Origin of the sequence: Bacillus sp. BF2-3 (assembly GCF_008368795.1) — a bacterium.
Lineage (GTDB): Bacteria > Bacillota > Bacilli > Bacillales > Bacillaceae_G > Bacillus_A > Bacillus_A cereus.
The window spans coordinates 1-12,219 of sequence record NZ_QOSA01000003.1 but is presented as its reverse complement, the minus strand read 5'-3'; the positions used below and the strand labels follow the sequence as shown (position 1 = coordinate 12,219).

Sequence of the window (12,219 nt, the reverse complement as noted above, 5' to 3'; positions counted from 1 at the left end):
GAGTTCGATCAAAATGATACTAGATGCAGATATAAAAACACAACTATCCCAATACCTTCAATTAATGGAGAACGATATTTTACTTAAAGTAAGCGCAGGAGACGATAACGTATCTAAAGATATGTTAGCTCTAGTAGACGAATTAGCTACTATGTCATCTAAGATTACAGTAGAAAAAGTTGAATTAGAGAGAACACCAAGCTTTAGCGTAAACCGCCCTGGTGAAAACACTGGTGTCGTATTCGCTGGTATTCCATTAGGACACGAATTTACATCATTAGTGTTAGCTTTACTACAAGTAAGTGGACGCGCTCCAAAAGTTGAACAAAAATTAATCGATCAAATTAAAAACATTCAAGGCGAATATCATTTTGAATCTTATATCAGCCTAAGTTGTCATAACTGTCCTGATGTTGTACAAGCTCTTAACGTAATGAGCGTTCTTAACCCTGGTATTACACATACTATGATTGATGGCGCTGCATTCAAAGAGGAAGTAGAAAGCAAAGACATTATGGCAGTACCAACTGTTTACCTAAACGGCGAATCTTTCGGAAGCGGTCGTATGACACTTGAAGAAATTTTAGCTAAAATGGGTAACGGTCCAGATGCATCAGAGCTTTCTGATAAAGATCCATACGATGTTCTTGTTGTTGGTGGCGGCCCTGCTGGTGCAAGTGCAGCAATTTACGCAGCACGTAAAGGCATCCGCACTGGTATCGTTGCTGAGCGCTTCGGTGGTCAAGTAATGGATACTATGGGCATTGAGAACTTCATCAGCGTGAAAAAGACTGAAGGTCCTAAGCTAGTAGCAAGCCTTGAAGAGCACGTAAAAGAATACGACATCGATGTAATGAATCTACAACGTGCGAAACGTTTAGAGAAAAAAGAACTTATTGAAGTGGAACTTGAAAACGGCGCTATTCTGAAAAGTAAGAGCGTAATCGTTTCTACAGGTGCTCGCTGGCGTAATGTTGGCGTACCAGGTGAAGCTGAGTTCAAAAATAAAGGTGTAGCATATTGCCCACACTGTGACGGTCCATTATTCACTGGAAAAGACGTAGCAGTTATCGGCGGAGGTAACTCTGGTATTGAAGCAGCTATCGACTTAGCAGGTATCGTTAAGCACGTAACTGTTCTTGAATTCATGCCAGAATTAAAAGCTGATGCTGTATTACAAGAGCGTCTTAACAGCTTACCAAACGTAACTGTTCTGAAAAACGTTCAAACGAAAGAAATCACTGGTACTGATAAAGTAAACGGTATTTCTTACATCGATCGTGAAACTGAAGAAGTTCATCACGTTGAATTACAAGGTGTATTCGTACAAATCGGTCTTGTGCCAAACACAGACTGGTTAGGCGAAACAGTTGAACGCGTTCGCGGTGAAATCGTAACAGACAAGCACGGCGCTACAAACGTACCAGGAGTGTTTGCTGCAGGTGACTGTACAAATAATCCGTACAAACAAATCATCATCTCTATGGGTTCAGGTGCAAACGCAGCTTTAGGTGCATTTGATTACTTAATCCGTAACTAATAAAAAAAACAGGTGCCTTGGCACCTGTTTTTTTATTACCCTAATGTATAAACTAAAAACCTCTCATTCCCATTCTTCTCATAAGCACCTGGCAATCTAACTTCTTTCTTCAGCTCAAACGCAGTCTGATTTTCTAAGAAGAAAATATAGTCCTCAGAAGGATAATATAAAATAATATCCACTTCTCTCCCCGTGTTTTCTACTGAAAGCAAAATGTTATTTACTACATTCATAAACACTTGCACAGAAAACGGATTAAAGAAATAAAACCTATTATCATGTGGATCAATCTCATATTCCTGCGCTAAACAACATTGGAATTGAATTTTCCCCTTACTGTTTCGTGCCTTTCGTGCATAACGATCTCGATTATCCATCGCTTCTTTATAAAACTCTTCATTCATTTCAATTCCAACTGCTGAAGCACCACATTTATGATGCATATAAAAGTTTAATCGCCCTTTTCCGCACCCAAAGTCTACAATTCGGTCGCTACTTCGTATTTCATATTGATTCAATAACTCATCTAACCCGCTATACGGTGTCGGTTCATAGCGATGATAATGCATAGACTTGTTAAACCCTTTTTGCTCACCGACTGTTTTTATATGTAAAACTGCATCGTAATATTGTTCGTTCATTCGTTTTCTCCTATTAAAAAATGGTACTTATTATTATACACCATGTACTGGAGGCTCATTTTTCATCAAATTAATAGGTACGTGAAATTATATCAACGATTTTCTCAATATATCTATCATAACTTTAAATATATCAACGATTTTCTCAATATATCTATCATAACTTCAAATATATCAACGGTTTTTCAAATATATCGATTTGCCGACAATTCACGACAAAAAAACAGGAGCTCTCTAGCCCCTGTCTTCTAACACTTTCAATACAGTTTGTTTCAATATTTCTACCCCATCCATAATACAACTATGATCAAACCTCATATACGGATGGTGTAATCCAGGTTGTAGGTCTGCTCCTAGTCCAAGCATGACAGCTTTTAAATGTGGTCTTTTCACTGTATAGTAATGGAAATCATCGCTTCCTGTCGTATAGAGAGGCCCTGTGCATCTCTCTTCCCCATACACTTCGAGAATACCTTTACGCATAAAGCGCTCTGCTTCTTCGGAAACCTCTGCTCCTGGTGCAAGATCCATCCATTCGTATGAAGTTTTCGACCCCATCGATGCAGCTGATTCTATTACATGCTCAATCTTTTTCTTTAATTCTTCTAATAGTATATTACTCTCAGCTCTTACATCTAAACTGAAATGACCATTTCCCGGAATGATATTTAAATTATCACCACCTGCTTGGCATCTCGTCATTTTTACTGAATAGGAACTTTGCGGTGGCAGCCAAATATTTTTCAAACCGATATTAATCATGGAAATGACATCAATTGCATTCACACCTTGGTGTGGTCTTGCCCCGTGTGCATCCTCCCCATGAATCATACCCTCTAAAAATCCTGCTGCTCCATGGCGAATAGATGGGGCTGCTTGTTTCAAAGATAGTTCTTCAATTGGTCTTAGATGGACGCCAAATAAGAAATCAGCATCATCTACAGCACCTTTCTCCACCATCTTCAAAGCACCATTCCCCTTCTCTTCTGCCGGCTGAAAAATAAATCTAACCGTACCACTTTTCCATCTCATATTTTTCAATTGTAAAATAAGTCCCATTACAATGGTCATATGAGCATCATGGCCACATGAATGGTTCGCTTTAAATTCTCCATTTACTTCTTGCCAAAGTGCATCCATATCAGCACGAATCGCAATAACTGGATTCCCGCCTCCAATCTCAGCAATTACACCTGGACAATCATCAAATGTTCTATATGAAATTCCTTCTTCTTTTAAAAAGTCAGTAATATACGCTGTCGTTTCATATTCTTTCCAACTTACTTCAGGGTTTTCGTGTAAATGCTGAAAAATCTCCGTTAAGCGCTCTTGTAGTTCTAATGTTTTCAACGTTCCAGTCTCCTTCCCACATTACAAACGATTCGGGTTAATTATACTTATGAAAAACAGATGTTTTTATGAACATATTGAATTTTAAGAAAAAAGTCAATTATTTATTTTTAAATACTTAAAAAGCTTACTCTGCACTTATATTACAAACTAAACAAACAACTAGAACATTCCTTATTTTCTGTTTTTTATGTTGACGCTTACATAAACTTTTAGTTATCATAACCTAATAAACGTCTATTTTACGACAATTCTAAAAATACAAACAAACATACGTAACAAGGAGGAACTTTATGAAAAAAGAAATACCTTTTGGAATAGCGATTATCCCTATTATCATTACCGTTGCAGTTATGATGGTTACAATTGTTGTATTAAAACAAACTCCTCACGTTCCACTTATTATTGGTACAACCGTTGCTTCTATTGTCGCTTGGCGTTATGGTTACAAATGGAATGATCTTGAAGAAGCAATGTATAAAGGGATTCGTCTTGCATTACCTGCTATCGTCATTATTATTCTTGTTGGCTTAACAATTGGTGCTTGGATTGGCGGTGGAATCGTCGCAACGATGATTTATTACGGTTTAAAACTTTTAACTCCATCACTATTTTTAGTTTCCATTACCGTCATTTGTTCTATCGTTGCATTAGCAATTGGTAGCTCTTGGTCTACAATGGGAACAATTGGTGTTGCTGGAATGGGAATTGGCCTAAGTATGGGAATCCCAGCTCCAATGGTTGCTGGTGCCATTATTTCAGGCTCTTATTTTGGCGATAAAATGTCACCGCTTTCAGATACCACTAACTTAGCCGCAGGATTAACAAATACAGATTTATTCGCACACATTCGTCACATGTTATTTACTACAGTTCCAGGTTTAATTATTACTCTTATCGTCTACGCGGTCTTAGGAAGAAGCTTCGGCGCTAACAATATTGATGCGAAGAGTATCGATCAAACGTTACAAGTATTGCAACAAAACTTTGTTATCTCACCTTTCCTACTAATTATACCCGTAGTCGTTATGGTATTGGTCGCTAAAAAGGTCCCTGCTATACCAGCGATTCTCGTCGGTATTATTTTAGGATTTTTATCACAAGTCTTTATTCAAGGTGGTTCTGTCTCAGCATCTGTCGGTGCACTCCAAGCTGGATTTGTTATAGACACTGGAAACAAGCTAGTAGACGAACTATTTAACCGCGGTGGCTTAGATTCGATGATGAATACAGTCTCGATGACAATTGTCGCTATGACTTTCGGAGGAGTATTAGAACATACAGGTATTCTTCGCTCAATTGTAAATCAAATTTTAAAGTTAGCGAAATCAGCAAAAGGGCTTATCGCTTCTACTATCGCATCTTGTTTTGCAACAAACCTTACTTGCTCTGAACAATATATTTCAATTGTTGTCCCTTCAAGAATGTACGCAAATGCATACACAGAAAAAGGACTACATTCAAAAAACTTATCCAGAGCATTAGAAGATGGCGGAACATTAACTTCTGTCTTCGTTCCTTGGAATACGTGCGGTGTATTTATTCTCGCTACACTTGGCGTAGGTGCATTTGAATATGCCCCTTATGCTATTTTGAATTTCATCGTACCTATTATCTCAATCATTTATGGTATAACAGGCTTCACAATTGTAAAACTATCAGACATTGAAAAAGCAGAACTACTAAAGAAACAAAAAGCTCAACTAGAAGCTTAAAAATAGCGGTAAATTCAGTTCATATAGTGCGCGAGGTCGCCCTTGTAGATAGGGCATTTCCTCGCCGCAAATATGAGCATACCCGTAATCAACTAATTTCTTTAACAACCTTTCTGTCGATCTTCGAGTCACTTGTAAGTACTCAGAAAGATCAGCTGCTGTAAACTTCAATGACGGGTGCGATTGACTAAATTGAATGATTTTTGACAAGTTGGCCGGACTAAGCTTTGTTTCCTTCGCTATTTTCATTAGTTCCGGATTATCATTTTTCAAACTTTGTACTCTCTGTTCTTTCGGGAACGGACCAAACAAATCTTTATCACTTGTTAGTATATAAAAACAACGATCTATTGGATTGTTCTTTGCAAAACTTTGAGCGATTTTTGCATTTTGCTCCGCTTCTTTCACGGTTTTCCCATAACCAAATCCAATAGCTATCGTTCCTTCTACGCTCGCAAACAAGTTATCTATCGCATTTGTTTTAATAATTGATTCGATATCACCACGAGTTGTATACAAAATGCATGTCATTTCATCCACTTGTTTAAATGAACCACGTAGTTCTTTTGAAATGACATCTAGTTTTTCAAGCAAACTCGTTCGTAATTCTAAGGAAGAAATAATACAAGCACCAACAGTAGCTGAATAGCTTTTTGCTAACTCAGCTTTTATTTTTGCATCTTTTAGCCCATGTATAATGGATTGTGTTGGATCAATCATACGCTCTGAAGGAACACCTATTTTTTGAAGCTCGTCGTAAACAGCGTGAATACTAGTTAAAGCTAAATGAGCCTCTCCAGATTGATATTTAGCTACATGAAAATCGATAACTCTATTTATCTCATCTTTACTCCACAGCATATTTTCATAATCCAACACTTGCGGGCTTTCTTTTATACCGATATCATGGAACACATTTGTAATAAACGAGCGGTCTACTAAATCGATGGAAATGTTATGTGGTTGAATACTTTGATGATACATGATAGAAAGAATTGAAGATGCGACAGTTGTCTCGTCTTGCTGTAAGTATGTACTTGGAATTCGTAATTGTTCTCTTATTTCTTTTGCCATATAATAAGGTAAAGCACCTGAGAAAAAGATGACATCACAAGGCTTTAAACACTTTAATAGTTCAGAAGATTCCGCCGGATGAAGGTAAATATATGGATCAATTTCTATTCCTTCTAATTTTTGAGCAATAGGAAAAAGGTTCTCCATAAACTCCTTTGAACCGACAACTGCAATTTTTATCATCATTTTCTCTAACTCCTTATCATTAATTAACGACTATTTAACGTCAACTATATCAAATGTATAAAACTATTGTAAACAGGAAGGGGTTTCTATTCAATGAAAATTACAGCTATTCATCTTTACGCAATTCGTTTACCGCTTCGCAATCCGTTTGTTATTAGTTATGGCTCTTATTCTGATATGCCCTCTATTATCGTCAAAATGGAAACAGATGAAGGTATTATCGGTTACGGTGAAGGCGTTGCTGATGATCACGTCACAGGTGAATCATGGGAAAGTACTTTCTATACTTTAAAACATACGCTAACCCCTGCTCTAATCGGGCAAAATCCAATGAATATCGAAAAAATACACGACATGATGGACAATACAATTTACGGTGTTCCAACAGCGAAAGCCGCAATTGATATTGCTTGTTTTGATATAATGGGCAAAAAACTAAATCAACCTGTATATCAATTAATTGGCGGGCGCTACCATGAAGAATTCCCTGTCACTCATGTTTTAAGTATTGCCGATCCAGAAAACATGGCTGAAGAAGCTGCTTCTATGATTCAAAAAGGTTACCAATCTTTCAAAATGAAAGTTGGTACAAATGTAAAAGAAGATGTGAAACGTATTGAAGCTGTACGAGAACGTGTAGGAAATGACATCGCTATTCGCGTTGATGTAAACCAAGGCTGGAAAAATAGCGCAAACACATTAACAGCACTACGTTCATTAGGACATTTAAACATTGACTGGATTGAACAACCTGTTATCGCGGACGATATTGATGCCATGGCTCATATTCGTTCTAAAACAGACCTCCCGCTTATGATTGATGAAGGATTAAAAAGTTCTCGTGAAATGCGCCAAATTATTAAATTAGAAGCTGCTGATAAAGTAAATATAAAACTAATGAAATGCGGCGGCATATATCCAGCTGTAAAGCTCGCTCATCAAGCAGAAATGGCAGGCATTGAATGCCAAGTGGGATCAATGGTCGAATCATCTGTTGCCTCTTCCGCAGGATTCCATGTCGCTTTCTCAAAAAAAATCATTACGAGCGTAGAGCTAACAGGGCCATTAAAATTCACAAAAGACATCGGAAACTTACATTACGACGTACCATTCATTCGCTTAAACGAAAAGCCCGGACTCGGCATTGAAATAAACGAAGATACATTACAAGAACTAACCGTCTTTCAAGACGTTGTACGCTAAAGGAGGACTATCATATGACGGTTCTATACGAAGGAACATTAAAACAAAATAACGAATCATTTCACGTTACATTACTATCACTAGAGCACATCGAACAAATTTTATCACTACAAAACATTGTAGTTGAAGCACTAGAAGATAAAAGTCGTTTACAACCACTCTCACAAGAAGAATTTCAATACATTCTAGAAGGAAACGGCATGATGATCGGTGCTTTTATCGAAAACGAACTCATCGCATTTCGCGCTCTACTCGTCCCTCCTATCGACGATGAACATTTAGGGCTTGATATTGGTCTATCAGAAAGTGAACTGCACCGCGTCATCTATCAAGAAATCTCAAACGTTCATCCGAACTGCCGAGGAAATGGTATGCAAAAAATATTAGCAAACGTCATCATGGACGAATTGCAAAAAGAAGATAGCAAATATGATTATGTATGCTGCACCGTTGCTCCTTTTAACATCCCGAGTTTGAAGGATAAGTTTGCGCAAGGGATGGCGATTGCTGCGCTAAAGGAGAAGTATGGTGGTAGTCTGCGGTATGTTTTTGTGAAGAAATTGCGCGGAGATAAAGAAAGCGATTGGACGGATATTCAAAGTATTCTAATGAGTGATGCTAGTCGACAGCAGGCTTTGCTTTCGGAGGGGTATCGTGGGTATGAGATGGAGAAAACAGCAGATACTTTCATTGTGAAGTTTGGGCGATAATCTATATACTCGAAAAGAGGAGATGTCTGCTGTGACCTCTTCTCTTTTCGATTTGTTGAACAATCCTGTGGTAAATGAAATTATATCAACGATTTTTCGAATATATCTATCATAACTTACAATATATCAACGATTTTTAAAATATATCTATCAAAACTCACAATATATCAACGATTCGACAAGAAATATCGATTTACAGACAAAAATCGATATCCCTTCCTAAACCGTCATCTTCCAACTAGATAACGCTAACCAATTCTCCATTTCTTTATAATCAGGCATTATCTTCCCGACAAGACGCCAAAAAGATCGATCATGATTTAAATGAACCATATGACACATTTCATGAACAACTACATAGTCAATTACTCGCTGTGGTGCCATTGCTAGCTTCCAATTGAATGTTAGTTGTAAATTAGAATCGCAAGTACCCCAAGTACGACTACTATCTGTAATACGAATAGAACGTGGTTTTGTTTTGAAATTACTTTGATGCGCTTTAATACTCTTCTCTACTAAAGATTTACACTGCTTATAGTAAAATCGTTTTAAAGCTTGTTGTATTTTCTCATCCTTAAGCTCTTTCACATAAATATGTAACTTATCCCCTTCAAAAATCGCATTGTCTTGCTCAATGCTTGCATCTTGGGAAATCTGTATCGGATACGTATTCCCTAAATACAAAAAGCCCTCTCCTTGATCATAATCCTTTTCCTGTGGTCCATGCGCTCGCTCCGCCATTTCCTTACGTGTTGTCTGAATCCAATCCCACTTCTCCTCTAGCAACTGGACTAAGTATTCAACAGGTGTTCCTTTCGGAGCCTGTACTTCCACATTTCCATACGAATCCACAAAAAGACGCACGGACTTTTTCTTCTTATAAGTTATATGAAAATTAATTGTCTCACCTAAATATGTATGTACCATTTCATCACCTAGCATAGTATTTTTACAAATAAAAAAGAGTAGGATACGAACGTCCTACTCTACCTATTATATCATTTACTGCTTTAACGAACTCATTATCCTCTATACTTTACACCTAATCCCTTAATGAAATTCCTTGCGTATCTATCGCCACACTCTTTGTAATTTTTATGGCCTTTCTTTCTTAATAGAGCGCCTAACTCTCCTTTTGTTACCGTAACGCCTACGCTATCTAATATATCAAGTACATCCTCACTCGTTAAAGATAGTGCGATTTTCATTTTCTTTAGAAGAAGGTTATTGGCACTCTCCTTGCTCTGTACAGGTGCAGGCTGCCCTGGTTTCGGATCTTGCTTTCCTCTTTTTAAAGTAATAAATCCATTTAAAAATGCCTCTAACATCATCATATCGCATGTTTTTACGTACTCATCTTCAGCTACCTCATCATTTTCAGCTTCATGCTGAGGAGCTCTCTTTATTTTTGTAAGCATATCAACTACGTCTTCTTTCGTTACTTCCATCCCGCCTAGTTTAAAGATTTCTACCATATCTATATCTTTTATATCTAAAGCGTATCGTACTCTTTTTAATATATCGTTGTTGCTCATTGCCATTGGGTTTCCTCCTGAAATGTTGATTATAGTAATGCTTTTAGCATGTGTAAATTAATGTCGTTAAGTTACTACTTTAACATTTTAGGGGGAGGTTTTGTAGTCTTAACCAAATTTATGATTATAGAGGCTATACTACAATCCAAGCAATAATTTGATTCTATAGAAGGGTTACAGTAACTTTTCGGTTCATTTTTTCTTAGTTCATTAGATCTACATTCTATTTTATATTTGTTAACTATAAAAGCAGTGCATTGATTCCTCAAATACACTGCTCGTCTCTTACATTGTTATATTTCTTCTATACAAACTAGAGTTTATGGGTTTCGATGAATTTTATCCATATAGGAGACTATTGCATATCATAAATTAGCCACTTTCCGTCAACTTTCTTCAAATCAATAGTAATATTGTCAGGATTAGGGCCGTATAAAGGTTTTGGAGAGATATCTATCGTAACTTTTAATTTTGCTCTATCTCCAACTTTTCTTTCTTCTATATTTAATATATCTATTGACGCATTTTTTGGAATTCCAATACGTTTTCCAGCTTCTACATCCCAAGGGAGACTCGGATGTATATACTCACCTGCTTTGTTTAAATCTCTTGATTCAAGAGCTTTAAAAAAGCCTTTTACTGTTTCTTGTGGACTATTATTTTGAATTAGAACGTTAACTAATATAACTATAAACACAATCCCAATTATCCACACGTACCAAGGAGATTTTTTTGCAATTCTTATTAATTTTATGTTTTTATCATTTCTATTTTGGGGCGTAATATCGTTATGGAATCCTCCATTATCAAATAGTTCTTCTGATTCATCCAAATTTATTCTCTCTGTACCACAACTAGTACAGTACTTATTTGTTTTCAATAATTTCTTATTACATGCTGTACAATTCATTATTTTATTTCTCCCTGCCCTATTATTAAAATCAAATCCCCAAAGTTTCACATATTAATTTTCTATTATTTTCAATTTTTTTGATGTAGTAGCATTAAAATTACCTGATGAATCCAATTCTGTATGATAAATGTACGTTTTGACTCTAAAATTTTTATGTGGAAACTTTTTATTTACAGCACTTACCACTAAATTGTTAATTTCATTTCCGATTTTCACAGCTTCTTCTACCGTAGACTTATTATCAACTCGAACTTTTATCGGAAAATCAGCTGTATAATACATATTTGGATTATCATACAGCGTTGCTTGAAATAAAAATGGGGCTAATCCGGTTTGTTCAATAAGTAAATCCTTCGTATCATAAACTTTTATATTTGCAATATTCTTTCCTACTTCCGATCCTGCCTCTGCATCAAAGGGTTCTAATTTCTCGTTAGCAACACTTGTTTCATTTCCTACCGCCTTACCCTTATAATTCATTTCAATAAATTTCACATTACCATCCCGGTCACAATCCAACCAAACAGTACCTTCTTTATTTTTGAAAGCCCCATCCACACTTACAGATATGCTACCGCCCCCAGTTCCTGAAAACTTCTCAATCTGCACACTTTCCGCATCATTTCCTCGAACATCATATTTTGCATACCCTTCCGCCTCAGTGCCTTCTGATTCAATTTTAGTACCTAACATAATATCAAGACCTAATAATTTGAAGGCATCCTTATACTTCAAATCTTTTGGCTCTAATAATTCAATCTTAATATGATTAATAATTTTCCCATCACTTTCAAATGTATATTTAGCATAATTATCTACATATAACCATCTAGTTTCCTCTTTTGTTCTTGGGGATGAAAGCGCTCTCTCTAAATCTTCAAGTCGATAAGTTTTTTTTAGGTACATTGCTATTCCACTTAAATTTGAAGTCGAAATATCATTGCTCTCATTCGTCATAATTTTCTTCTCATCTTGCTTAACATTTTGGCTTACTTCTTTTGTTGGTACTGATTCTGTTGATTTTTGACAACCCGATGTAATTAATCCTGCTGTAAGTAAAGCTATTAATACTTTCTTCATAATTTCCCTCCAATTAAAATAAAAAAATTCTGGTAGCTCCTATAAGAAAAAATCTTCAAATCAGAAGAAAATTCCACAGTACTCTAAAATTATTATCGAATATTTAAAAATAACTATTATTCAAAAGATCTTCATACCAATACTAAATAATTAACTTTATAAATTATGTCGAAAGAAGTCGAAAAACAATATTTTTATAATCGGAAATTTAGATTTAATTTTTCCGCTGTTAAATTAATTAATTTGAACATAAAATAGGACCTCCTTACATG

Annotated in this window: 11 protein-coding genes; 4 read left to right on the top strand and 7 right to left on the bottom strand. The window is 36.2% G+C overall.

Annotation, left to right across the window (positions count from 1 at the left end):
• The first annotated feature begins 13 nt into the window (after positions 1–13).
• Positions 14–1,540, top strand: coding sequence for an alkyl hydroperoxide reductase subunit F (gene ahpF / locus DN401_RS03780; RefSeq protein ID WP_000599508.1), 1,527 nt, complete (start codon positions 14–16; stop codon positions 1,538–1,540).
• Positions 1,541–1,575: 35 nt separating this feature from the next.
• Here ahpF and DN401_RS03775 read toward each other — a convergent pair whose 3' ends face one another.
• A complete protein-coding gene (locus DN401_RS03775; RefSeq protein WP_001005628.1) occupies positions 1,576–2,181 on the bottom strand; it encodes an SAM-dependent methyltransferase in 606 nt (201 codons plus the stop codon).
• A gap of 234 nt (positions 2,182–2,415) precedes the next feature.
• Positions 2,416–3,531, bottom strand: a complete 1,116-nt coding sequence (locus DN401_RS03770; protein WP_000853516.1) for a M20 peptidase aminoacylase family protein — start codon at positions 3,529–3,531, stop codon at positions 2,416–2,418.
• 293 nt (positions 3,532–3,824) lie between these two features.
• Between DN401_RS03770 and nhaC the strand changes: the two genes are divergently transcribed.
• Positions 3,825–5,246 (top strand): Na+/H+ antiporter NhaC, encoded by a 1,422-nt coding sequence (nhaC, locus tag DN401_RS03765; protein WP_000711525.1) that lies wholly within the window; start codon positions 3,825–3,827, stop codon positions 5,244–5,246.
• On the opposite strand, the gene DN401_RS03760 is transcribed toward nhaC, so the two are convergent.
• Complete coding sequence (locus DN401_RS03760) at positions 5,235–6,506, bottom strand: hypothetical protein (protein ID WP_000972810.1); 1,272 nt, start codon at positions 6,504–6,506, stop codon at positions 5,235–5,237. The two genes, nhaC and DN401_RS03760, sit on opposite strands and share 12 nt — an antisense overlap.
• A gap of 93 nt (positions 6,507–6,599) precedes the next feature.
• On the opposite strand from DN401_RS03760, the gene DN401_RS03755 reads away from it, so the two are divergent.
• The gene (locus tag DN401_RS03755; RefSeq protein WP_000704497.1) at positions 6,600–7,709 is read left to right on the top strand and encodes a mandelate racemase/muconate lactonizing enzyme family protein; all 1,110 of its coding nucleotides are present in this window, start codon (positions 6,600–6,602) and stop codon (positions 7,707–7,709) included.
• Positions 7,710–7,723: 14 nt separating this feature from the next.
• Positions 7,724–8,419: a hypothetical protein gene (locus DN401_RS03750; protein ID WP_000217555.1), complete on the top strand. Its 696-nt coding sequence runs from the start codon at positions 7,724–7,726 to the stop codon at positions 8,417–8,419.
• A gap of 219 nt (positions 8,420–8,638) precedes the next feature.
• On the opposite strand, the gene DN401_RS03740 is transcribed toward DN401_RS03750, so the two are convergent.
• The 4 genes from DN401_RS03740 to DN401_RS03725 form a co-directional block, all read right to left on the bottom strand.
• Positions 8,639–9,346 carry a M48 family metallopeptidase gene (locus DN401_RS03740; protein WP_000233754.1) on the bottom strand — a complete coding sequence of 236 codons (708 nt, stop codon included), beginning with the start codon at positions 9,344–9,346 and terminating at the stop codon, positions 8,639–8,641.
• A gap of 95 nt (positions 9,347–9,441) precedes the next feature.
• On the bottom strand, positions 9,442–9,960 hold the full coding sequence (locus DN401_RS03735; RefSeq protein WP_001251702.1) for a YehS family protein: 519 nt from the start codon (positions 9,958–9,960) through the stop codon (positions 9,442–9,444).
• Positions 9,961–10,309: 349 nt separating this feature from the next.
• Positions 10,310–10,864, bottom strand: a complete 555-nt coding sequence (locus DN401_RS03730) for a zinc ribbon domain-containing protein (RefSeq protein ID WP_048538227.1) — start codon at positions 10,862–10,864, stop codon at positions 10,310–10,312.
• A 54-nt stretch (positions 10,865–10,918) separates the two neighbouring features.
• Positions 10,919–11,947, bottom strand: coding sequence for a hypothetical protein (locus DN401_RS03725; protein WP_048538228.1), 1,029 nt, complete (start codon positions 11,945–11,947; stop codon positions 10,919–10,921).
• Positions 11,948–12,219 lie beyond the last annotated feature (272 nt).